The 23616-nt window shown below is 27.5% G+C and carries 20 protein-coding genes; 16 read left to right on the top strand and 4 right to left on the bottom strand.

All coding sequences use genetic code 11. The annotated features are described in order from the left end of the window. Positions 1-33: 33 nt before the first annotated feature. The 3 genes from KXZ80_RS10780 to nagZ all read left to right on the top strand — a co-directional run bounded on the left by KXZ80_RS10780 (position 34) and on the right by nagZ (position 5236). Positions 34-2376, top strand: a complete 2343-nt coding sequence (locus KXZ80_RS10780; protein ID WP_021433484.1) for a S8 family peptidase — start codon at positions 34-36, stop codon at positions 2374-2376. 21 nt (positions 2377-2397) lie between these two features. After that, positions 2398-4083, top strand: coding sequence for a bile acid germinant receptor pseudoprotease CspC (gene cspC / locus KXZ80_RS10775; protein WP_021433483.1), 1686 nt, complete (start codon positions 2398-2400; stop codon positions 4081-4083). Positions 4084-4165: 82 nt separating this feature from the next. Beyond that, entirely contained in the window at positions 4166-5236 is a 1071-nt protein-coding gene (gene nagZ / locus KXZ80_RS10770; protein ID WP_167699372.1) for a beta-N-acetylhexosaminidase, read from the top strand. A 45-nt stretch (positions 5237-5281) separates the two neighbouring features. On the opposite strand, the gene KXZ80_RS10765 is transcribed toward nagZ, so the two are convergent. Together KXZ80_RS10765 and KXZ80_RS10760 are read right to left on the bottom strand one after the other, a co-directional pair. After that, positions 5282-6895: a hypothetical protein gene (locus KXZ80_RS10765; protein WP_021433481.1), complete on the bottom strand. Its 1614-nt coding sequence runs from the start codon at positions 6893-6895 to the stop codon at positions 5282-5284. Positions 6896-7008: 113 nt separating this feature from the next. After that, the gene (locus tag KXZ80_RS10760) at positions 7009-7941 is read right to left on the bottom strand and encodes a hypothetical protein (protein ID WP_021433480.1); all 933 of its coding nucleotides are present in this window, start codon (positions 7939-7941) and stop codon (positions 7009-7011) included. Between the two features lie 191 nt (positions 7942-8132). Here KXZ80_RS10760 and KXZ80_RS10755 point away from each other — a divergent pair, with 191 nt between their 5' ends. The 7 genes from KXZ80_RS10755 to KXZ80_RS10725 all read left to right on the top strand — a co-directional run bounded on the left by KXZ80_RS10755 (position 8133) and on the right by KXZ80_RS10725 (position 13653). Next, a complete protein-coding gene (locus tag KXZ80_RS10755; RefSeq protein ID WP_021433479.1) occupies positions 8133-9155 on the top strand; it encodes a hypothetical protein in 1023 nt (340 codons plus the stop codon). A gap of 177 nt (positions 9156-9332) precedes the next feature. Beyond that, positions 9333-9587, top strand: a complete 255-nt coding sequence (locus KXZ80_RS10750) for a hypothetical protein (protein ID WP_021430517.1) — start codon at positions 9333-9335, stop codon at positions 9585-9587. A gap of 142 nt (positions 9588-9729) precedes the next feature. Continuing rightward, positions 9730-10758, top strand: a complete 1029-nt coding sequence (locus KXZ80_RS10745; protein ID WP_021433478.1) for an ABC transporter substrate-binding protein — start codon at positions 9730-9732, stop codon at positions 10756-10758. Next, positions 10758-11840 carry a FecCD family ABC transporter permease gene (locus tag KXZ80_RS10740; RefSeq protein WP_021433477.1) on the top strand — a complete coding sequence of 361 codons (1083 nt, stop codon included), beginning with the start codon at positions 10758-10760 and terminating at the stop codon, positions 11838-11840. The genes KXZ80_RS10745 and KXZ80_RS10740 overlap by 1 nt, the downstream gene beginning before the upstream one ends. Then, on the top strand, positions 11840-12703 hold the full coding sequence (locus KXZ80_RS10735; protein ID WP_021433476.1) for an ABC transporter ATP-binding protein: 864 nt from the start codon (positions 11840-11842) through the stop codon (positions 12701-12703). Before KXZ80_RS10740 ends, KXZ80_RS10735 begins: the two co-directional genes overlap by 1 nt. 203 nt (positions 12704-12906) lie before the next feature. Then, positions 12907-13317, top strand: a complete 411-nt coding sequence (locus tag KXZ80_RS10730; protein WP_021433475.1) for a flavodoxin domain protein — start codon at positions 12907-12909, stop codon at positions 13315-13317. Positions 13318-13467: 150 nt separating this feature from the next. Next, entirely contained in the window at positions 13468-13653 is a 186-nt protein-coding gene (locus KXZ80_RS10725) for a hypothetical protein (protein ID WP_021433474.1), read from the top strand. A 26-nt stretch (positions 13654-13679) separates the two neighbouring features. On the opposite strand, the gene KXZ80_RS10720 is transcribed toward KXZ80_RS10725, so the two are convergent. Then, positions 13680-14588 carry a LysR family transcriptional regulator gene (locus KXZ80_RS10720; protein ID WP_021433473.1) on the bottom strand — a complete coding sequence of 303 codons (909 nt, stop codon included), beginning with the start codon at positions 14586-14588 and terminating at the stop codon, positions 13680-13682. Positions 14589-14747: 159 nt separating this feature from the next. Here KXZ80_RS10720 and KXZ80_RS10715 point away from each other — a divergent pair, with 159 nt between their 5' ends. The 3 genes from KXZ80_RS10715 (at position 14748) to KXZ80_RS10705 (ending at position 18207) form a co-directional block, all read left to right on the top strand. Then, entirely contained in the window at positions 14748-15929 is a 1182-nt protein-coding gene (locus KXZ80_RS10715; protein WP_021433472.1) for a M20 metallopeptidase family protein, read from the top strand. Positions 15930-16326: 397 nt separating this feature from the next. Beyond that, complete coding sequence (locus KXZ80_RS10710; protein WP_021433471.1) at positions 16327-17214, top strand: cation diffusion facilitator family transporter; 888 nt, start codon at positions 16327-16329, stop codon at positions 17212-17214. Positions 17215-17310: 96 nt separating this feature from the next. Continuing rightward, on the top strand, positions 17311-18207 hold the full coding sequence (locus KXZ80_RS10705) for a D-alanine--D-alanine ligase (protein ID WP_021433470.1): 897 nt from the start codon (positions 17311-17313) through the stop codon (positions 18205-18207). 72 nt (positions 18208-18279) lie between these two features. Here KXZ80_RS10705 and KXZ80_RS10700 read toward each other — a convergent pair whose 3' ends face one another. Continuing rightward, positions 18280-19620, bottom strand: coding sequence for an alanine/glycine:cation symporter family protein (locus tag KXZ80_RS10700; protein WP_038285305.1), 1341 nt, complete (start codon positions 19618-19620; stop codon positions 18280-18282). A 349-nt stretch (positions 19621-19969) separates the two neighbouring features. Between KXZ80_RS10700 and KXZ80_RS10695 the strand changes: the two genes are divergently transcribed. The 3 genes from KXZ80_RS10695 to argF all read left to right on the top strand — a co-directional run bounded on the left by KXZ80_RS10695 (position 19970) and on the right by argF (position 23591). Then, complete coding sequence (locus tag KXZ80_RS10695; RefSeq protein ID WP_021433468.1) at positions 19970-21160, top strand: MerR family transcriptional regulator; 1191 nt, start codon at positions 19970-19972, stop codon at positions 21158-21160. A gap of 182 nt (positions 21161-21342) precedes the next feature. Beyond that, positions 21343-22569, top strand: a complete 1227-nt coding sequence (gene arcA / locus KXZ80_RS10690) for an arginine deiminase (protein ID WP_021433467.1) — start codon at positions 21343-21345, stop codon at positions 22567-22569. 26 nt (positions 22570-22595) lie between these two features. Continuing rightward, on the top strand, positions 22596-23591 hold the full coding sequence (gene argF / locus KXZ80_RS10685; protein WP_021430502.1) for an ornithine carbamoyltransferase: 996 nt from the start codon (positions 22596-22598) through the stop codon (positions 23589-23591). Positions 23592-23616 lie beyond the last annotated feature (25 nt).

Here is a 23616-nt window from a genome sequence, read left to right as displayed (position 1 = left end):
TTTTTAGATAAAGATTTGGATATACAAAACTATATGAAATTAAAATATAAAAAGAGCGGTATAGAGAAATTTAATAGAGTATTTATAAATTTAAGCGGCTTTTTTCAAGAAACCGAATTTAATTACATAATAAAAGAAGTTGGGTTTATATTAGAAAAAGGTAAATTATTTAAAACACCTATTATAGTTGATTTAGAAGTACCAAGTTTTTTTTATGAAAAATATTTTAGTTTGGCAGAAAGATATACATCAAATCTATATCTTAAAAAAGACATAGGTTTTGAAAATAATAGAAAAAAGAATAAATTTGAATTTGAAATTGAAAGTGGAATAAGTGAATTAGAAATAGATATATTTAACGTAAATCCAAACTCAATTGATTTAGTAACTCCATCAAAGTGTAAAATTAAAAATATAAAAAAAGAAAGTAACAAGTACTTTGTAGGTAGAACTTATATATCTACTAGTTACATTAAAGAAAATAATTTAAATATCACATTGAAAAGTAGAAAAAATATAGAAGAGGGAAAGTGGAATCTTACATTTCAAAATAATAGCTTGAAAAAAAACAATCCAGAAATTTACTTGAAAGTAAAAAATATAGAACATATAAATTATTTACCAAAAAGTGATTTTAGTAAACATATAGTTATGTTCAATGGAGTGATTAACTCAAAAAATGCTAATATAGTTAGAGATATTGATACAATTGACTTTAACAAGTATATTGCATTATTTAATATATATTTTAATGAAAATATAGAAGAAGAATTAATACACTTTAAAAATATAGTTAAGTTGTACAAAATAAGTAATAACTTTGGAGTTATATATATAGACAAAAACAATATAGATATGTTTTCTGAACTATATAGACTAAACGGAATAAATTCAATTGAAAGATACACAAAAATGTCACAGCTAGCTACTATAAGTAGAGGTATAGAAAATGGAATTGTTGCTACAGAAGAAATAGGTGCAAATTATTTTAAAACAAATCCTAATATAAATGTAAATGGAAGTGGCGTTTTGATTGGAATTGCTAACTCTGGAGTTGATTACTTACATCCAGACTTTATATATCCAGATGGAACATCTAAAATCAGATATTTATGGGATCAAACAAAAGAAGGTAATCCTCCTGATGAGTTTAATATTGGAACAGAGTATACTAGAGAAGATATAAATAAAGCTATAAAAGAAGAAAATCCTAATTTATCTAGAGACGAGGAAGGAATAGGAACGGCTCTTAGTGGGTTATGTGCAGGCTTAGGTAATGTAAAAAATGAATTTTCAGGAGTGGCACAAGAAAGTGAATTAATAATAGTTAAATTAAAGAAAATAAATGGATTTTATAATAGTGCAACACTAGAAGCTGCGATAAATTACATGTATAAGAAATCAAAAGAAAATAATATGCCCTTAGTTAACAATATAACATTGGGAAGTAATCAATCTATTGCAATAGGAACTACTATTGTAGAAAATGATAATTTTTATGATTATGGAATTTGCGATGTTGTAGGAGCAGGTAATGAGGGGAAAGGAACCACACATGCTACTGGAAATATTGAGTTTAAAGGAGACATTAAAGATATAGAAATTGAATTAGATGAAGCTGAAGCTGAAATAGAAATAGATTTATGGATAAATAAACCTGATAAATCAAATGTATTAATAATATCCCCATCAGGAGAAGAAAGTAAGTTGTCCTCTGTATCAAATTATAGCGTAATGGACGGGTTATTTGACTTAGAAGGAACAAGTTATAGTATATGGTCGATATATCCAATGCCGTATGGAGGACAGCAACAAACAATTATAAGATTACTAAATGCAAAAAAAGGAACGTGGAAAATTAGATTAATTGGACAATTTATAACCAATGGAATTTATAATTTGTATTTGCCAAATAAAGATTTAATAGGATCTAAAACTAAATTTAGGGTAAACAGTCCAGAATGCACAATAAATTTTCCAGCAGGATATAGAGATGCTATTAGTGTAGGAACTTATGACAGTCTAAATAACAGTATATGGGCAAACTCATCAAGAGGTCCAATAATAGGAGCTGTAGCAAGAAACATTAGCCCTGATATTGTTTGTCCAGGAGTTAATATAATTGCTCCGTATCCAGGGCAATCGTATTGTACAATTACTGGAAGCTCAGTTGCAGCATCATATACATCAGGAGGAATAGCTTTAATTATGCAATATACATTTGTTGATAAAAACTATAAAAATAAATCTGTAGTTCAAAAAATAAGAACCTTTTTAAAAGGAGGAGCAAAACGAGATAAACAATTAAAATATCCTAATAATATTTATGGATATGGAATTTTAGATATAAAAGGAATATTTAATCAATTAAAGTAAATTTAATAAGGGGGATTATTGTTGCTAAAATCATATATTGTTACATACAATGGAGAAAAGCTAAAACTTGAGGAAGAATTAAAATCTAACAACATTAATGAATATAATATATTAAATGAAAAAATAGCAATAATATATATAGATGAAAAATTTTTAGATTCTAATTTATATAAATTTGAGGCTATATATGATTGGACAGTTTCAAGACCTGTAAGTTCACTTATAGAGATGAGTGAACTTACAGATAATGGAGAATCTCCAAGAGAAGTTTCAGGTGCAAATTATATTGATCAAAATCCATATATAACAGCATATGGAAAAGATACTGTTATTGCAATTATTGATTCAGGTATAAATTATTTACATCCGGACTTTATAAATAATGATGGAAGTAGCAAAATAATTTCGATATGGGATCAAGGTAGTAAAATTGGAAAACCTCCAGATAATATAAATTTAGGAAGTGAGTTTAAAAGAGACTTAATTAATGAATATATAAAATTAAAAGATGATAGTTTGACAAAAGACTTTATTGGTACAGGAACAATAGCTGCCGGTATATGTGCGGGAAATGGAAATGAAAATAAATTATATAAAGGAATATCTCCTAAAAGCGAGCTAGTAATTGTAAAGTTAAGAGAATATGAGGATATATACAAAGAAGGAATTAAGAGCTATGAGTTAAGTGATTTTTTATTAGCAGTTAAATATATTGTAGAGGTATCAAAAAATTATAAGAAAACTTTTATAATAAATCTAACTGTTGCAGAAAGAAGTAAATCAGTAATTGTAACGAATTTTTTAGATACATTTAAAGAATTAAAAAAAGGAGGAAATATATTAATTAGTGGTTTAGGAAATGAAGGTAATACAGATATTCACTATAGTGGAAAGTTTGAGTCTATAGATGAATCAGAAGATATACTTATACAAGTAGGAGAACAAAAAAATTTAGATATAACAATTAGTTGCGTTGGTCCTGATAAAATTTCAGCAACGTTAATATCTCCATCAGGAGAACTAAGTTATCCAATACAATATGCTCCAGATGAAAAAGTATATAAAGGAACTTTTAATGTAGAAGGAACTAGCTATAGTAGTAAATACATTTATCCATGGATAAAATCTGGAACAGAAGAGATAATAATCTCATTAAATAATGTAAAACAAGGTATATGGACTTTAAGATTAATGCCAGAATTTATTTTGATAGGTGAATATAATATATACTTACCAAATAAAAATTTAATAGACAAAGATACAAGGTTTATAAATTCCAACTATTTCTCCTCCACAACTATTTTTGCAACAACTGAAAATGTAATTGCGGTAGGTGGATTTAATAATAAAACAGATAGTATGTGGATTGAATCTTCTGTAGGGACTCTTAATCAAACTCCTATAAGGCCTGATATTGTTGCACCTAGCGTAGATATAATGGGTTGCTATAAAAATAATTCATATATAAAGGCTAGTGGAACTGGTATAGCGAGTTCCATTACAAGTGGCATAACAGCTCTTATAGTAGATTTTTTAATATCACAAAGTGATTTAAACAAAAGCTTAATTTTTACAGATGTAATAAAAACTTATTTGATGGTAGGTGCTGATAGACTAGATATTTATAAATATCCAAATGTAAGAATGGGTTATGGTGTTTTAAATTTTAAAAATACTATACAGCAAATTGCAAAAAATATAAGATAAGCAGAGGTATCGAATGAAAATTAAAAAAAACTATATTAATATGCTAGTTATTATAGTATTGATTATATTGTTAATGTTTATTATGATAAATTTATTTACTAGTAATAAAGCTAAAAATAAACAACATATAGAAGCTGACACAAATGATAATATTATTATAAAGATTAACGAAATGACATTAGATGAAAAAATTGGTCAAATGATACTAAGTGGATTTAATGGAACGAATTTTAATGGTGAATTAGATACCTTAATAAATGATTTGAAAGTAGGAGGAGTAATCCTTTTTTCAAGGAATATAGAGGATTCTAAACAATTAAAAAAATTAAATGTAGATATTGAAGAAGCAAATAAAAATATACCTCTATTAATCTCAATTGATGAAGAAGGAGGGAGAGTAGATAGATTAGCTAAAAGTATAAAACAATTTGAAAGTGCTAAATCAATTGGAGATAAAGGAGATGTAAAGTATGCATATGAAAATGGAAAAGAAATAGGAAAAACTCTAAAAGAATATAAAATAAATATGAATTTTGCTCCTGTACTGGATATATACAGTAACCCTAAAAACACAGTTATAGGAGATAGAGCATTTGGGGATAATGAAAAAATTGTAGAATCTATGGGTATAGCTACCATGCAAGGGTTAAAAAATGAGAATATAATACCTGTAATAAAACATTTCCCAGGACATGGAGACACTGAAGTAGATTCACATATAGGATTACCAGTAGTTGAGAAAAGCATAGATGAATTATATGATTTTGAATTTATACCATTTAAAAAGGCTATAGAAAGTGGAGCTGATGCAGTAATGGTATCTCACATATTAATGAAACAAATTGATGATAAAAACCCAGCTACTTTATCCTACAATTTGATAACAAAAATATTAAGAAATGATATGAAATTTTCAAATGTTATAATAACAGATGATATGTGTATGAAAGCTATAACTAGCAGATTTTCAGTTGAAGAAGCAAGTATAGACTCCATAAAAGCAGGCAGTGACATAATTTTAATAGGAAGTGACATAGATAAAACAAAATCAGTTATAGAAAAAATAAAATTAGCCGTGGAAAGAAATGAAATTTCAGAAAAAAGAATAGATGAAAGTGTATATAGAATTTTAAAATTAAAAGAAAAATTATAAATTAATAAAAATAGCCTCATTCAACTTGAAATGAGGCTATTTTTATTAATTTATAACACTTATTTTACTTATTGGATATATAGTTATGTTAGAATCATTATTATTTACAATTACTATACCATTTCCAACATAATCAACAGTTCCATTAATGTTTTCATATGATTTTGATATATGATCAATATTACATAATTCAAAACCTGATAAAACACTTGAAGCTTTTTTATTAAAAGTAAGGTCTTCTACAACATAATGTTTATTCTTTTTAACCTCTATTGTATCAATAGCAGTATTGTACTTAACATCAGTGATATGAGATATATCAGTTTTATCTATTCTATTTAAATTACTTACTGCTTCAAATTTACCCTTGCAAACAGCTTTAGCACTTTCGGGCGAATTAGTTATATTTTTAATTTGTTGTTTTTGTATTTTTATTGAGGAGTTGAGAGAAGCTATATTCTTGTTATTATATTCAGTTATTTTTGTATTATAATTTACATCTATATCGTTTATAACTGGTGTGTGATTTTTAGATATACTAGCAATTGTGCTATTTAATTGAGTTTCTACATCTATGTTACCTAATAAGTTTTTAACGTCATCCTCTATTACTGTTAATTTTTTTAGAGTTATTTTTAGAGGTTCAAAGGTCCCATCCTCTAATACTACGCCTATATATCTTTCTCCTGTAGGATCAACGATAAGGGGTTTTCCATCAAATTCAGATTTATTTATACCTTTATTAATAGGAGAAAAATCTAAAATTTCTATAGTGTTAGTTTTAATTATTTGAGTATTTTCATCTATATTTGATAGAGTATTTTTTAAGTTAAATATATCTATATCAGATAAACAATCAATAGTAGATGTATTTACTTTATCTATAGCAGAAGTAGATGTAGGATTTATAGAGACTTTATAATTTGGGACAGTTAAGTCAGTTAAGACATCCATAGGCTTAGTATCTATAGGTTTTGAAACTTCTATTTCATTGGACTTATCCGTAAGAACTAATTTTTTGTCAGTTTCAATATTTGAAACTAAATTAGAATTTAACTTTTCAATATGACTTACAACATCGATATTATTTACATCTAGATTAAAATCAGTTAATATATGTTCTTTTGTTATATCTAAAGATGAAGATTCATTTAAAACATTATCATACATTGTTTTTGTATCTAAAGTATGACTAGTTTTTAAAGGGGTATTAAAACTTACCGTTTTTATGTTTTCTATATTTTCATTTATGTAGTCTTGGATATTAGAAGTGCTATTAAATTGATTAAAACTATTAATTTCGTTTGAATTAGAGAACGAATTAAAGTTATAGGTGTTATTATCAAAAGCAACTAAATTTTCTAGTTTTTTTAATAATAAAGATTTAAATTTACTAGAAGGTATATTTTGGGTAAGGATTTTAACTTTAGTTATATTACTTAAATTTATAGCTGTATTTTTATAAATAATTACATCATTATTTATTAAAATTGTATCATCTTTAGAATTTGATATTACCATATCAATAATTGAGCCGTCATCAGTTGTAATAGAAATAGGTACAAAAAAATATTTTTCATAACCAACTATGTATGACAAATCCTCAATTAATATAATTGTATCTATAAGCGTTTGTATGCTAGTTTTTTGATCACACATAAAAAGCCTCCCTAAAATAAATAGTATATATTATTTTTATGTACATTAAAATAAATTTATTACAAACTCTAGTAAAGACCTAATCATAGGTCTTTACTAATTTTGTATTGAGTCTATTTTTTGCACCAGTCTTCGTAAAATTCATGTGAATAATGATGACAATCATCTTTGCACTCTAACCCATTAAATGCAGTATAAACAACTAGTTCGTCTTTTATAGTTACATAGAACTTTTCTTTTATAGAAAGACAATCAAATACATTAGCTGTAAATGTATTACTAGTTGAAGTATACGTAGATGTAGGTATTACACACTTAGGAAGTATTTCAAGTTGGAAATCTGCTTTAACATCTATTGGATCTGTAACTTGAGGAAGACAAATATTATTATATAATGTTATATCTCCAAATGAAGCAACTTCACCAGTTAAAGGAGCAGCAGGATATGTTGCTACAAACGGTATACATCCTATTTTACCTTGTAAAACATATTGGAAATTAACTACTCCAACTTGTATAGGGCCTTGAGCTAAGTTAACATTTCTTCCTTCTTCACAACATATAAAATTAGGAGTCAATTGGCCTGTATAACTAGAATATAAATTCAATGTTGTAGAACAACTTAATGGAGTTGCAGTAAGTGTAGTAGCATTTGAATCTATTATTATAGGTAATACATTAGTAGTTAGATCAGGATCAGTATTTGTAAATCCTAAGCAATCGTATTTAACTGAAATTTTTTCTATACATACTTTATCTCCATTTGTGTAAGGGCATGGTCCTTGAGAAACAACGCTAAATGTTAAACCAGAAGCAACTCTTTCTTGCTTTTTATTTATACATTTAAAGTCATATATTCTTTCGCCTAGTATAGGTATACAAGTTGCTCTACGTATATCAGGACACTTAAACTCTAAAGGATCACAACACTTCATACATTCATTTGGTTGTGGTTTTGGTGGTTTTGTACAACAACAATCGTTTTCTGGACCGTGTGGGTGATTACATTCTGTACATACTTCATGATTAGTTTTATTTTCACTCATGTTATATATTCTCTCCTATGCATAATATATTTAAAGAGATGTTTTCTCTTTAATTAAATATATGAGATATGAATATACTATGTTACTTTATTTTAAAGAAAATTTGTCTAAAATATGAATAAAATAAAAGATTTATAATAGATATAAATAAGTGGTAGAATAAAATTATCTATTAAAAAGGGGATGAAATTATGCTTTTTAATGATACTGATATACTAATAAAAAAATCAAATCAAGATTTAAACATACTTAATTTAGGTAGCAGTATAACATATCATGTTATAAAAAATGATTCAAATGAAGTATGTAGCCAAGAAGTTATTAACGGAGAGTTTTCATTTATAGATGCTTATGCTGATATAGATAAAGATGATAATATATATGGTATTTTAAGTGATAAAAAAGGTAAGTTAATAGAAATGAAATTAGAAGAAAGTATAAAGTTTAATACTGTACTTAAATATGATTATAAAAATTTTTATGTGAAGTTTCCTTATATAAAAATTTTTTCACATAAAAAACATATAATTTATTATTCTATAAACAAAAAAAATCCATTAATGTGCAATTTAATACACATATACATAGATGGAGACAAAACTATAAAATCTAAAGTTGATTATATACCTTATAATATAATGAGTAATTTTGAAGTTGTATGGAAAGATGGCAGTCTTATTTTATTTTACTTTAAATCTATAGATGGATGTGAAGAGTTATTTGCTACAACATTTGACAAAAATAAACTTTCATGGTCAAATCCTTTAAAGCTAACAGACTCTAAAGAACTTAAAATATATTTATCTGTACTAAAGGATATAAATAATAATTGTCATATAGTTTTTTCAGAAAATAGTGGAGGAAAATATTTTTGTAAATACATAAAGTTAAATTTAAATGAGAATAGTTTTAATGAAATAAGAGTGGAAACTATAAAGACAAGAACTATGTGTTTGTTTCCTCATTTAATTAATTATAAAAATGATTTATACATACAATGGGGGGAATATAACTATGTGTATACATGTAAATCAAATGACTTAGGAGAGGTTTGGGATATAGCAAATATTTATGAGAAAAAATCAGATAAAGCTCTAAGAAGATATATATTTAAATCAAACTATGAAAAAGATAAATTATGTAATTGTAATACTATTTTTACGAATTTAGATAATATAAAAAATAATAATTTTGAAATAGATTTTATTGTATAAAATATAAAAATTAAATAAAATATAGAAAAATGTAAAATAATGTAATTATCTGTATAAAACTAAATTTTCCAAAAACATACAGAAATCTTTACTATTATGCAAAAACATAATATAGTATAAATTAAGAATGAAAACGTTAGTTACTGAAGTAACTAAAACATTATAGGGGGACAAAATATGTTTTTACAAAGAAATTTTAGATTACATCATAATCCACATGTAAATGGATGCTGTGGGACTTGTGGGTCTGATGAACACGAACATGCTCATGAACATACTCACAATCATTTACACGATCATGAACATGTAAATGGATTAGGTCACGATCATAACCATGAAGATGGATTTACAGGGGTTCATTCACATGATCATGATCATACACATGAGCATGGGCATGACCACAATGGGGAACATGGGCATAGCCACGAGTAAAAATTAGATATTATGAAATAGAAGCCATGAAGGTTTTACTTAAGAAAAAGGTCTGTTTTTGTACCTTTATTTAAGTGACTTCATGGCTTTAATATTTTTTAGGAATAATTTACTAAACATATGAAAAATGGGGGGAATTAAAATGATAAAAAGTAAAAGTTTAAAAAAGTTTATAGCATTAATGGCTATAGCAGGGTTAACACTTAGCGTTGTAGGTTGTTCATCAAACAACAATAAAGAATCTAAATCATCAGATACAAAAGTCGAATCAAGTAATTTTAAAACAGTAGAGTATGTTTATTCAGATGGAGCTAAAGATTATAATGTGAAAGTTGATGCACCAAAACAAAAAGCAGTTACATTATCTCAATTCATGACAGAAATGTTATTAGCTCTTGATTTGGGAGATAGAATGGTTGGAACAGCTCTTTTAGATAATCCAATACTTCCACAATTTGAAGCTGCTTATAAAAAAATACCAGAACTTAAAGTCGGGGAAGGTCACTCTATATCAAAAGAATCTTTTGTAGCTACTGGAGCAGACTTTGTTAGTGGATGGGATTCTTCTATAAATGAGCAAACAACAGGATCTCCTCAAGAACTTATAGATAAAGGGGTAGCTCCTTTTATGGCATCAGCATATAAGCCTGATGCAACAATAAACAATGTGTATGATGACTTTAACTTACTTGGAAAAATATTTGGAGTAGAAGATAAAGCTACTGAAGTTGTAAATAAAATGAAAAGTGATATAAAAGTTGTAGAGGATAAAGTTGGAGATGTAAAAGAAGAAGACAGAGTTAAAATGATGGTTTATGACTCTGGAGAAAAAGATGCAATGGTAGTTGGATCAGGGCTTGCAAATAATTTAATAGAAATAGCTGGAGGAAACAATGTATTTGGAAAGGATGCTAAAAAACCTTATATAAATGTTTCTTGGGAAAGTATAGTACAAAAAAATCCAGAAGTAATACTAGTAACAGATTTCTTAGCTGGACAACCTGTTAAAGAAAAAATTGATTATTTAAAATCAAATCCAGCACTTAAAGATGTACCTGCTATAAAAAATAATAAAATATATGTAGTTAAGTTAGCTGATTTATCTCCAGGTGTTAGAAACCCAATGGTAATAGAAGAAATGCACGGATACTTCTATGGAGATAAAAAATAATGCAAGTTTCGGTTGAAAATAAAAGAAGCCTTTCTAAAAAGAAAGGTTTCTTATTTTGGGTTATAGCTTTAACTATAATATTAGCAGGTACAATAGTTGGAGCAATAGCAGTTGGAAGTACTTATATAGAACCTGGTGAAGTATATAAAGTATTACTTAATAGATTGACAAATGGAACATTATTTAGCGGTGTAGGCGAAGTTATGACTCAAAATATAATATGGGAAATAAGATTTCCTAGAGTGATTTTAGGTGCAATATGTGGGGCAGGACTTGCAATATGTGGAGTTTTAATGCAGTGTGTAACAAAAAATCCAATAGCAGAACCTTATATACTTGGTATATCTTCAGGGGCTTCTTGTGGAGCAGTTTTTGTTATAGTTTTAGGTGGAGTATCGAGTGTGGGAATAAATAGTATAACTAGTGGGGCGTTTGTAGGGTCATTATTATCTGGAGTACTAGTTTTTGCAATAGGAACTCAAATGGGTAAAACTACGTCAACTACTAGACTTGTACTTACAGGAATGGCTATTTCTACTATATTTTCGGCATTAACAAATTTACTTATATATTCAGCTAAAAACTCAAATCAGGCTAAAAATGCATTGTTTTGGACTGTAGGTAGTTTAGGCGGAGCTAAATGGGATGTATTGTTAATTCCATTTTTAGTATTATTGGTTGTTATGATTGTAGCATTTACAATGTCAAAATCTTTAGATATCCTTCTTTTAGGAGATGATAGTGCGATAATACTTGGAATAAATGTAAAATTAATAAAATCAATAATATTAATATTGGCAACACTTTTAACATCTACACTGGTTGCGATAACTGGAGCTATAGGATTTATAGGATTGGTAGTTCCTCATATATGCAGAACTATAGCTGGAAGTGACCATAAAAAACTTATAGTTTTATCGGCACTTATAGGTTCTATATTTTTGATTGCATCGGATGTTTTAGCTAGAGGTCTTTTCCCTCCAGTAGAAATACCAATAGGTATAATAACATCCTTGATAGGTGGACCATTCTTCTTATATTTAATTTCTAAGAAAAATTATACATTTGGAGGAAGAGACTAATGTTTAAATTACAAGTTAAAAATTTAGAATTTAGTATAGATAAAAAAGAAATTTTAAAAGATATATCATTTGAAATACCTAAAGGATCATTTGTTGGAATTATTGGACCAAATGGATCAGGAAAATCTACTATACTAAAAAACATATATAGACTGTATAAGCCAGATAGTGGGCAGATACTACTTGATAATAAAAATTTACTTAATATGAAAGATAAAGACTGTGCAAAAGAAATAGCAGTTTTAGCTCAAGAAAGTAACTCTCAATTCGATTTCACTGTAGAGCAAATTGTAAAAATGGGAAGGTACCCATACAAATCTGTATTTGAAGATTATTCAAAGAAAGATTTAGATATGGTTACTGATATGTTAAAACGAGTAGGGCTTGAAGATTATGTTGGAAGAAGTTTTTCAAAGCTTTCAGGAGGAGAGAAACAAAGAACTTTAATAGCAAGAGCATTAGTTCAAGATACTGAATTTTTGATTTTAGATGAGCCTACAAATCATTTGGATATAGGATATCAAATACAGTTAATGGATTTAGTAAAGAGCTTAAATATAACTACTTTATCGGCTATACATGATATGAATATGGCTTCTATGTATTGTGATTATCTAATTGTTATGAAAGATGGAAAAATTAAAAATTGTGGAAGTGTTAAAGAGGTTATAACAGAGGAAATGTTAAGAGATATTTTTGGTGTAAATGCATATGTAGGTGTAAATCCTATGAATAATAAATTGCAGGTATCATTTATGCATAGTCACTCACACATAAACGGAATAGGGCATGATCATATACATGAAGATGGATTTACAGGGGAACATGAACATTTCCATAAACATGCAGCATATCAAGGATAAAATAAACTCTAATTTAGAGTTTATTTTTTTTATTTATATACACAACTTAATCAATAAGATGCACTATATAGATTGTGTTATATATATAACACGGAATTTTCCGTGAAAATGGTTGCAAAAAGATGATGAATAGTATATAGTATAACATATAAGGAATAAAAAATATAAATAATATATACTATATATTGGTGGAGGTAGTGTTAATGTGTACTTTAATAGCTTATGGGAGTAATAATGGAATAACTAAAAGCTTAGCAATGTCTTTATCAGAAAAATTAGACTCAGAAGTAGATGTAAGAAATACAAAATATAATTCATCTTTTTACCTAGATAAATATGAAAATGTATTAATAGGAATAAACCTAGAAGATGGAGAAATTTCAACTGAAATTCAAAAATTTATAGAAAATAACATAGAAGAGTTTAAATTTAAAAAATTAGGATTTTTCACAGTAAACAAAGATGAAAAACAAATAAATTATATCGATAATAATCTACCAAAAGAATTTACAGGACTTATAAACTTTGAAGAACATTTTAAAAAAGAAGATGAAGAAAAAATTTATAATTTTGTAGATGTTTTAAATAATAATTTAGCATTAGCTTATAATTAATAAAATAGCCCATTGTAATATTAACAAAATATATATTTAACAAAATCACTAGTTATATAGAAAACATATATCTAGTGATTTTTATTTTTTAAAAGGGTAATATATATTATAATAAAATTGAGTTAAATTATATTTTTAAGGAGAAAATAAATGGGAAGATTATTAGAACTAAATATGGAGTCTGATGCATTAGAACTTGCAAGAAATTTTTGTAGGGATAATGATTTAATGCTTTTAAGCAATAACATAGAAGACGATAGCTTAATTGTAATGGATAGAAGCTGCAATACAAAAAGAATATATATAAAGAATGATGAGTGGTCATTAACAAAATAAAAAATAGGAGTGTATACTCCTATTTTTTATTTTGTTATTAAATCTATAAATTCACTTGCTATGGGTGAAATGGGAGAATCAATAAGTTTGATCCAACCAAGTGTAATTTTTGGTAAGATATCAATATTTACATAACGACCTTTGTGAGAGCTATCAAAATACAATTTTGTATAACTATTTTCTAATTTTAGTATTATAGTTGCAGCATTTACAGATTCCATTGTATAGATTAAGGCTCCATAGTCAGATACAAGTATATTATTTTTAAAAGATAATTTATTTTTATAAAAATCATTTGAATACAAAGCATTATAGTCATCATGATTACATGTAACTAATGGATATTCAAATAGATCTTCAATTACTAATTTTTCTTTATTAAATAGAGGGTGACTATCTAATATATAACCATGTAATTTACCAGAAGTTATAGGATTAAATTCAATATTTTTAGATTTAAAAAGTTTATTCCATAAATCCATATGTTCGTTTGATATAGATATTATCCCAATATCTGCTTGTTTTCTTACAACATCATCTAAAACTTCAAAGTAGTGAGAATGTTTAATTTTAAAATTAGTAATATTGCTATTATAATTTGAATGAAGAGCTAAAAAATTATCCATTATGTAAGAAAATGATTGAGTAGATAAAGAAAAATTAATAGGAGTTAATGAATTAGAATTTGATCCTATTGCATTGATATTTTCTACGTCTCTACAAATTGACTCAGCGTATTCTAAAAATTGACTACCCTTAGTTGTAACAGAAACACCTCTAGGAAGTCTTTGAAAAATTTTAAATCCAATATCATCCTCTAAATTCTTTATAGATGAGCTTAAATTAGGCTGAGTTAGAAGTAAATTTTTAGCTGCTTTAGATATAGAGCCACATCTTGCAATTTCAAGAGCATATACAATTTGTTCAAGTTTCATATTAATCCTCCAATCATAAGTATAAATATTATTTATATATAGGTATAAATATTTTAGATTTTTTCAAAATAATAATTAGTAGTAATATTAAATTATACATTAAGTGAAGAATACATCAAATTTATTTTAAAATATTTATTGATATTGGAGGTAATTAAAATGTTAAGATATAAAGAAAATATAAGTGAATACATAATTAAATGTAGAAGAGATTTACACCAAATACCGGAGATTGGGTTGAATTTACCAAAGACAGTAGAGTATGTTAAAAATGAATTAAATAGTATGGGAATAGAGTATAAAGAGTTTGAAACATGTACAGGACTTTCAGCTTTGATAGGTAAAAAAACAAATAAAAAGGTTATAGCATTAAGAGCTGATATGGATGCTTTACCTATAACTGAGGAAACAGGATTAGAGTTTAAATCAACAAATGGAAATATGCATGCATGCGGGCATGATGCACATACTGCAATGCTTTTAGGTGCAGCAAAAATATTAAAAGAAAATGAATATAAGTTAAATGGGCAAGTTAAACTTATTTTTCAACCTGGAGAGGAGTATGGAGGAGGCGCCAAAGTAATGATGGATGAAGGAGTTTTAGAAAATCCAAAAGTAGACGCTATTATAGCTCAACATGTTATGAGTATACCATACTTTAAACCTGGACAGATTGTAACAAAAAAAGGAGGAATGATGGCATCATCAGACAGATTTAAAATAAAGATTATAGGAAAAGGTGCACATGCATCAACACCAGAATTTTCAAAAGACCCAATATTTATGACAAATCAGATTATAAATATGATACAAGGAATATTAACAAGAGAAAATGATGTTCAAAACCCTACTGTAATAAGCATATCTAATATAAAAAGTGAACAACCAGCAACTCCAGTATATAATATAATACCTAATTATGTGGAGATATTAGGAACTGTAAGATGTTTAGAAAATGAGTCTAGAGATTTTGTAAACAAAAGATTAGAAGAAATTGTATCTGGGGTAACAAAGACTATGGGTGGAAGTTATGAGTATGAATATGAATATGGATATCCAGCACTTAATAATAACAATGATATGGTAGATGACTTATTAAGTGTTTGTAAAAATATATGGGGTGAAAGCTCAATGATACTTTTACCTAAAGGAGCTATGGGTAGCGAAGATGCATCTTATTACTTTGAAAAAATACCTGGAGTATACTATGGATTAAACACAATAATAGAGGGAGAGGAAGTTTATCCTCTTCACAATCCAAAAGTAAAGCTTAATGAAGAAGTATTTGAAAAAGGATGTAATCTTTTAGTAGAAGGAGCAATAAATTTTTTAAATAATTAGGAACATAATTAGCTTAATTTGAATATAAATTAATATTGACAGTAATGTATTTAATTGATAGAATTAAAATTAATTTTAACATGTTAAATAGAGTTATCAGGCACGTATTATTATGTGCTGGGTTTCTTAGGAAGCAGTGGATATTATAAATCCATGGGATAGTTTAAAAACTTTTCCATGGATTTTTTTGCGCTTTAGAAATTAACAAACCGAAAAATTGTAGATTAAACAGGTATAGGAATTTATAAGTTTGGTTTTAAGCGCAAAAAAGTTTTTGAGCAAATGACAAAGTCGTTTTAGTAACGGGACACGAGTTTGCCGAGTGGACGTTGACGATATGAAATTTGAGCGACATGAGCAAAGCGAATTTTTGTTTATAAAATTAAGGAGGTTAGGTATGTTATCTGATAATTATAAAAAAGTAAAACAAGTTTTATGGATAATATTATTTGCAAACATAGGTGTTGCAATATTAAAAATAGCAATTGGTAGTATTATAAAAAGTGCAAGTATGACAGCTGATGGGTTTCACTCAATATCTGATGGAACATCAAATATTGTAGGTTTAATAGGGGTATCTATTGCATCTAAGCCAAAAGATAAAGACCATCCGTATGGACACAAGAAATTTGAAGTTATATCAGGTCTTTTTATAGGGGCGATGCTTTTATTTATAGGTGGGAAAATTATTTTTGAAGGCATTTCAAAATTTCAAAATCCAGTTGAACCAACAATAACAATTGGAAGTTTGCTTGTATTAATATTAACTCTTATAATAAATGTATTTGTATGTACTTATGAATATAGAATTGGGAAAAAGCTAAATAGTTATATATTAATATCAGACTCACTTCATACTAAAAGCGATATATTTGTTTCTATTGGAGTTTTATTAACTTTAGTTGGGGTTAAATTAGGGTTACCAGCTATAATTGACCCTATTGCATCTTTAGTTGTTGCAGGGTTTATACTTCATGCTTCATATGAAATTTTTAAATCTACGATAGATGTTTTAGTTGATAAAGCAATAGTTGATGAAGAGGCTATAAGAGAGATACTTAAAAGTTTTAATGAAATAAAAGATGTTCACAACATTAGAAGTAGAGGTAGTGAAAATGATGTGCACATTGATATGCATATAATGGTTGAACCTAATATAACTGTTGAAAAATCTCATAAATTAAACCATGATATTGAAGCCTATATAAGAAAAAATATAAATGAAAGTGCTCAAGTTATAATTCATATAGAACCATTTTATAATAAGAAAACCACTGATATATAAAACTTGACTATGCGTGGTACTTTAAGATATAATCCATAAATCATATACTGTTTATATAAGTAATGACGTAAAAGATAATAATTAGGAGTGAGATAGATGAAAATAGCAGTTATAATGGGTGGTATATCTTCTGAAAGAGAAGTATCACTAAGATCAGGCGAAGAGGTTTTTAACAATATAGATAGAGATAAACATGAAGCAGTAAAGATTGTATTAAATGATAAAAAAGATATATTTACTAAGGTAACAGACGATATAGATTTTGCATTTTTAGCTCTTCATGGTAAATTTGGAGAAGATGGATGTGTCCAATCTATTTTAGAAGCTATGGATATTCCATACTCAGGATGTAATCCATTAACTAGTGCTTTATGCATGGATAAAAATATGACTAAAAAAATATTAAGAGATTCTAATTTACCAACAGCTCCATGGACAGTAGTTAGAAAGATAGAAGATATAGATTACGAAGAAATAGAAAAAATAGGATATCCAGTATTTATAAAACCGAATAGTGGAGGATCAAGTGTAGCAACATTTTTAATAAAGTCTAAAGAAGAAGTATTAAACGCAGTACAAAAAGGACTAGAAGTTGATGACTGTGTAATGATAGAAAAATATATAAAAGGTGGAGAGTATACATCATTTATATTAAATGGAGAAGTATTCCCTACTATATCAATAACGGCAAATTCAGAGTTTTTCGATTTTGAATCAAAATATAGTTCAAACGGAGCTACAGAAGAAGTAGTTTACTTAGAAAAAGAATTACAAGAAAAAGTAAATGAAATATCTAAAGGGTGTTGGAAAGCTTTTAACTGCAAAGCTTATGTTAGAGTAGATGTAATAATAAGTGATGGTGTTCCATATGTATTAGAATTAAATACATTACCAGGAATGACACAAACTAGCTTAATTCCAAGAAGTGCAAAAGCTAATGGAATAGGATTTAGTGAATTAATAAATAAAATAGTAGAATATTCTTTAAACTAATATAAAAAACAAGCTAATTTAAAATAGAGATATCTCTCTAAATCAAGTTAGCTTGTTTTGTTTTTATTTAAATTACTTTAGATTTTGATATTCAAAGAATTTATCGGACTCTTCTTTAACTTCTTTTCGAAGTTTTATTACACCTATCATGTTTGTGGCTATAACACATGCTAAAGCAGAATCTAATAGAACAACTATATTACCTAACTTGCATAATGCTCCTACCATTATAAAGCATAGATAAACTATTCTAACGAGTTTGGATGTTTTTAATCCGAATAAATACTCGGCTTGTTTTTCACCATAAAAAATGATTACTATTAAAGTAGATAGAACAAACATAAGCATACAAATAGTTAAAAAACCTCCACCGAACTTAGCCCCAAATACACTTTGAACTGCTATTGAAGGCATAGCAGCAGCTTTGTCAGCACCAACGCCAGACCATGTGCCTGTAGTTAAAACTAACAATGCTGTTATTGTACATATACAAAGTGTATCAACTATTACTTCAAATACACCCCAAAGAGCTTGTCTTGCAGGAAAATCAGTAACAGCGGCAGAGTGAGCTATTGTTGACGTACCCATACCTGCTTCGTTTGAATAGGCTCCTCTAGCAGCACCAGCTCTTATTGTTGCAGAAACAACAGATCCTGCAAAACCACCAGCAGCGGCAGTAGGATTAAAAGCACCTTTAAATATTAAGCTAAATGTAGAGGGTATATTTTCAAAGTTAGCTAACACGACTATAAGAGCTATTAGAAAATACGCAATTGCCATAAAAGGTACTAATTTTTCTGTAACTTTTGAAATTCTTTTTATACCTCCATAAACAACTAATCCGACTATAAATACAACTACAAGACCTGATATTATAGGTGGTATATTTATAGTTTCTGCAGTTTGTACAATTGAAGCTGATTGTGTAGCTATTGATGGAGCTATTTCAACCATTAAGAAAAACGCAAATAATGAACCTAAAAGAGGCATTTTTGCACCATTTTTAAGATAGTACATAGGACCGCCAACATACTCACCATTTTCATTTTTAGTCCTGTATTTTATACCTAATATAATTTCTGAGTATTTAAGCGCACATCCAAATATAGCAATAATCCACATCCAAAATATAGCACCAGGACCTCCAGTAGCTATAGCTAGAGGTACCCCTACTATATTTGCGGCACCTATTGTAGAAGCTAAAGCAGATGTAGCAGCTTGAAATGGAGTAATTGTGCCATCTCCTTCTCCTTTTTTAAATATTTTTCCAAATGTTTCTTTTAATATAAATGGTAATTTTGTTATTTGAAAAAATCTTAAAGTGATTGACATAGTTATCCCGCCACCAACTAAGATGATTAAGATAGGATAAAGCCAGAGCCAATCTACTAAATGTTTGAAAGCGTCAAACATAAAACCCCTCCCTTATAAATTTATAGGCTTATTTTAATAAGTTTTAATTGAGTCCTTTGTTATTATATATGTGAATTAAAATTTAATATGTAAAAATATATTTATAGAGTAATTAATTAGATTTATAATTAAATCATTAAAATAAGTACTGGAAATAATTGCATTTAATAATATTTAATTATTTAAAAATTAAAATACTAACTAAAATTTATATTCTTTAATTTTAAAAATTAAATATGCATAAGAATAGTAATAAGAAAAAAATATAAAAAATTTAAAATTATATATTGCCTGTTACGTAACGTAACCCTATAGAATATAATTAGGCAATGAATTTGGGGGAGATATAATGAAAGAGGAAAAGTTATATACTACAGGTGAATTTGCTAAAAAAGCTGGTGTAACAATCAGAACTATAAGGTACTATGATACAAAAGGCATACTAAAACCATCACATCACAACAATCAAGGTCACAGGTTGTATTCAGAACAAGACTTTCTGAAATTAAAACAAATTCTAGTATTAAAATATTTAGGTCTATCATTAGATGAAGTTATGGAAATTGAAACTCAAAGCTTTGGAAAAGATGACATGGCTAATTCTTTTAAATTACAAAAAAATATCATTAAAAATAAAATAAATCACATGAAAATAATTTTAGACATAATAGAGACTGCAGAGACTAGTATGGAAAGTGCTCCAGAATTAGATTTAAATAATACAATCGATATAATAAAAATTCTGGAAAGTGAAGAGCAATTATTGCAACAGTACATAGATTCATCTAATTTAAATGCAAATATAATTTTGCAAGAAAAGTTTAGCTCAAACAAAGATGGATGGTATAACTGGGTATTTAGAAATATGGATTTAAATAAAAAATGTAGAGTACTAGAAATTGGATGTGGTAATGGAGCTTTATGGTTAAAAAATTTAAACAATATAGATATGGATATAGACATAACACTAACAGACATTTGTCAGGACATGATAGATGAAGCTAAAGGAAACTTAGACAAATATAATAAAAATTTATCATTTAAGAGAATAAATCCTAATGATATTCCTTTTGAAGACGAAAGTTTTGATATCGTAATCGCAAATCATATATTATTTTACATGAATGACTTAGACAAAGTATTATCAGAAATACATAGAGTATTAAATAAAAAAGGACAGTTTTATTGTTCAACTATTGGAAATGATCATATGAGAGAATTAGAACAATTATTGCTAGGATTTAATGAAAAGATGAAAATTTCTGAAGAAAGATTATCTGCTAAGTTTGGTATTGATAATGCTGAACTAATACTAAATAAATACTTTGAAAATATTGATAAATATTTGTATAAAGACAACTTAATTGTAAATGACACAAAAGCTATATTAGAGTACATATACACTATTCCAGGTAATATTTTAGAAATAGTAGATAATAAGAAAAAAGATTTTGAATTTTATATTGATAAAAATATAAAAAAAAGTAACGCAATTAATATAACTAATAGTCACATTTTATTTAAAAGTAATAAATTATAAAATTAGGTTTTAATAAATTTAGATTTTATAGCTAGAAGCAAACATGTTAAATAATAAACAAAAAAATTGAATTTAAAACATTAACAGCTATAAAATATAAAATTTTTTAAATATACCATTAAATTATTGACATATTAATAATAAAAAAACATAAGATTTAATTGAATGAAGGGGGAGTTATTATGGGAATTACAGTAACAAGTGAAATAAAGCCATTAAGAAAAGTTCTACTTCATAGGCCAGGGGAAGAAATAGAAAACTTAACGCCTGAATATTTGGAAAGGTTATTATTTGATGACATTCCATTTTTAGAAGTAGCTCAGAAAGAGCATGATGCATTTGCTGATACCTTAAGGTCTAATGGAGTAGAGGTTGTATATTTACATGAATTAGCAGCTGAAGCTATAGAAGATGAGGATATAAAAGAAAAATTTATAAATCAATTCATACAAGAGGCAGGAATTAAAAGTGAGGAACTTCAAAAAAATGTTTATAAGTTTCTCAAAACATTCGAAAATAATGAAGAATTAATAAGAAAAACTATGGCAGGTATAAATAAAAATGAATTACCACAATTAAGTAAAAAAAGTTTATCAGATTTAACTGCTGATGAATATCCTTTTGTAACTGATCCTATGCCAAATCTATATTTTACAAGAGACCCATTTGCAAGTATTGGAAATGGAGTCAGTTTAAATAAAATGTATTCAGTGACTAGAAATAGAGAGACTTTATATGCAGATTATATATTTAAATATCATAAAGACTTTAAAGGAAAAGTAGAAAGATTTTATGATAGAGATTTTGAGTTTCATATAGAAGGTGGAGATATATTAAATTTAACTGAAAAAACTCTAGCAATAGGCATATCACAAAGAACAGAAGCTTCAGCAATAGAGCATATAGCTAAGCAAATTTTTTTCAATAGTAATAATCAAAAAATAGAAACTATCCTAGCAGTCAACATTCCAAATAATAGAGCAATGATGCATCTAGATACAGTATTTACACAAATAGATGTTGATAAATTTACTATACATCCAGGAATACAAGGTCCATTACAAGTATTTGAAATAACAAAAGGCAAATGCCAAGAACTTAATATAAAAGAAGTTAATGAAGAGTTGGAATGTATATTAGCTAAACATCTTGAAGTTGACAAAGTCAAATTAATACAGTGTGGAGGGGGAGATAAAGTTATAGCAGATAGAGAACAATGGAATGATGGTTCAAACACATTGTGCATAAAACCAGGAGAAGTAATCGTATATTCTAGAAATTATGTTACTAATAAATTATTAGTAGATAATGGAATTAAAATACATGTAATACCGTCAAGTGAATTATCAAGAGGGCGTGGGGGTCCAAGATGTATGTCAATGCCTTTAATTAGAGAATTACAAAATTAAAAATATATTATTAGGAGGAATAACAAATGGGAGTTAATTTAAGAGGTCGTTCATTTTTAAAATTATTAGATTTTTCAAGCGAGGAGATAAGATACTTATTAGATTTATCTAAAAACTTAAAAGATTTAAAAAGAGCTGGAGTAGTTAATAAAACTTTAAATGGAAAAAATGTTGCAATTTTATTTGAAAAAGATTCAACTAGAACTAGATGCTCTTTTGAGGTTGGAGCAATGGATTTAGGAATGGGAGTTACATACTTAGGACCTACAGGTTCTCAAATGGGTAAAAAAGAATCTATAGCAGATACTGCTAGAGTTTTAGGAAGAATGTATGATGGTATAGAATATAGAGGTTTTTCACAAGAAATAGTAGAAGAATTAGCAGCTTACGCAGGAGTGCCGGTATGGAATGGATTAACTACTGAATTCCATCCAACTCAAATGATAGCTGACTTATTAACTATAGAAGAAAAATTAGGAAGATTAAAAGGTGTTAACTTTGTTTATATGGGAGATGCAAGAAACAATATGGGTAACTCTTTAATGGTTGCTTGTGCTAAGATGGGTCTTAACTTTACGGCTTGTGCTCCAAGTGAATTATTCCCAGCAGAAGATCTGGTAAATACATGCAAGGAAATAGCTAGTCAAAATGGGTGCACTATAACATTAACAGAAGATGTTATGGCTGGTACTAAAAATGCTGATGTTATATATACAGATGTTTGGGTGTCTATGGGTGAGCCAGATGAAGTTTGGGAAGCTAGAATAAAACAATTAAAGCCTTTCCAAGTTAATAAACAAGTTATGAATAATGCTAATCCAGAAGCAATATTTATGCACTGCTTACCAGCATTTCATGATTTAAAAACTAGAGTTGGAGCAGAGATGCATGAAAAATTTGGTATAACTGAAATGGAAGTTACAGATGAAGTATTTGAATCTAAGCAATCAGTTGTATTTGATGAAGCTGAAAATAGAATGCATACAATAAAAGCTATAATGGCAGCTACAATAGGCCAGTAACAAATAATATAAAATTAAAAACTTT

Origin of the sequence: Paraclostridium bifermentans (assembly GCF_019916025.1) — a bacterium.
Lineage (GTDB): Bacteria > Bacillota > Clostridia > Peptostreptococcales > Peptostreptococcaceae > Paraclostridium > Paraclostridium bifermentans.
Note: the sequence above shows the minus strand (reverse complement) of the source record. Positions and strands in the feature narration are given on the sequence as shown.

What these genes read in the sequence shown, in the direction of transcription:
- KXZ80_RS10710 (WP_021433471.1), top strand. Translation starts at nt 16,327, where the DNA reads ATGTTATCTGATAATTATAAAAAAGTAAAACAAGTTTTATGGATAATA.
- KXZ80_RS10705 (WP_021433470.1), top strand. Translation starts at nt 17,311, where the DNA reads ATGAAAATAGCAGTTATAATGGGTGGTATATCTTCTGAAAGAGAAGTA.
- nagZ (WP_167699372.1), top strand. Translation starts at nt 4,166, where the DNA reads ATGATAAATTTATTTACTAGTAATAAAGCTAAAAATAAACAACATATA.
- KXZ80_RS10725 (WP_021433474.1), top strand. Translation starts at nt 13,468, where the DNA reads ATGGGAAGATTATTAGAACTAAATATGGAGTCTGATGCATTAGAACTT.
- KXZ80_RS10735 (WP_021433476.1), top strand. Translation starts at nt 11,840, where the DNA reads ATGTTTAAATTACAAGTTAAAAATTTAGAATTTAGTATAGATAAAAAA.
- KXZ80_RS10700 (WP_038285305.1), bottom strand. Translation starts at nt 19,620, where the DNA reads ATGTTTGACGCTTTCAAACATTTAGTAGATTGGCTCTGGCTTTATCCT.
- KXZ80_RS10695 (WP_021433468.1), top strand. Translation starts at nt 19,970, where the DNA reads ATGAAAGAGGAAAAGTTATATACTACAGGTGAATTTGCTAAAAAAGCT.
- KXZ80_RS10765 (WP_021433481.1), bottom strand. Translation starts at nt 6,895, where the DNA reads ATGTGTGATCAAAAAACTAGCATACAAACGCTTATAGATACAATTATA.
- KXZ80_RS10750 (WP_021430517.1), top strand. Translation starts at nt 9,333, where the DNA reads ATGTTTTTACAAAGAAATTTTAGATTACATCATAATCCACATGTAAAT.
- arcA (WP_021433467.1), top strand. Translation starts at nt 21,343, where the DNA reads ATGGGAATTACAGTAACAAGTGAAATAAAGCCATTAAGAAAAGTTCTA.
- KXZ80_RS10715 (WP_021433472.1), top strand. Translation starts at nt 14,748, where the DNA reads ATGTTAAGATATAAAGAAAATATAAGTGAATACATAATTAAATGTAGA.
- KXZ80_RS10730 (WP_021433475.1), top strand. Translation starts at nt 12,907, where the DNA reads ATGTGTACTTTAATAGCTTATGGGAGTAATAATGGAATAACTAAAAGC.
- KXZ80_RS10780 (WP_021433484.1), top strand. Translation starts at nt 34, where the DNA reads ATGAAATTAAAATATAAAAAGAGCGGTATAGAGAAATTTAATAGAGTA.
- KXZ80_RS10745 (WP_021433478.1), top strand. Translation starts at nt 9,730, where the DNA reads ATGATAAAAAGTAAAAGTTTAAAAAAGTTTATAGCATTAATGGCTATA.
- KXZ80_RS10755 (WP_021433479.1), top strand. Translation starts at nt 8,133, where the DNA reads ATGCTTTTTAATGATACTGATATACTAATAAAAAAATCAAATCAAGAT.
- argF (WP_021430502.1), top strand. Translation starts at nt 22,596, where the DNA reads ATGGGAGTTAATTTAAGAGGTCGTTCATTTTTAAAATTATTAGATTTT.
- KXZ80_RS10740 (WP_021433477.1), top strand. Translation starts at nt 10,758, where the DNA reads ATGCAAGTTTCGGTTGAAAATAAAAGAAGCCTTTCTAAAAAGAAAGGT.
- KXZ80_RS10760 (WP_021433480.1), bottom strand. Translation starts at nt 7,941, where the DNA reads ATGAGTGAAAATAAAACTAATCATGAAGTATGTACAGAATGTAATCAC.
- KXZ80_RS10720 (WP_021433473.1), bottom strand. Translation starts at nt 14,588, where the DNA reads ATGAAACTTGAACAAATTGTATATGCTCTTGAAATTGCAAGATGTGGC.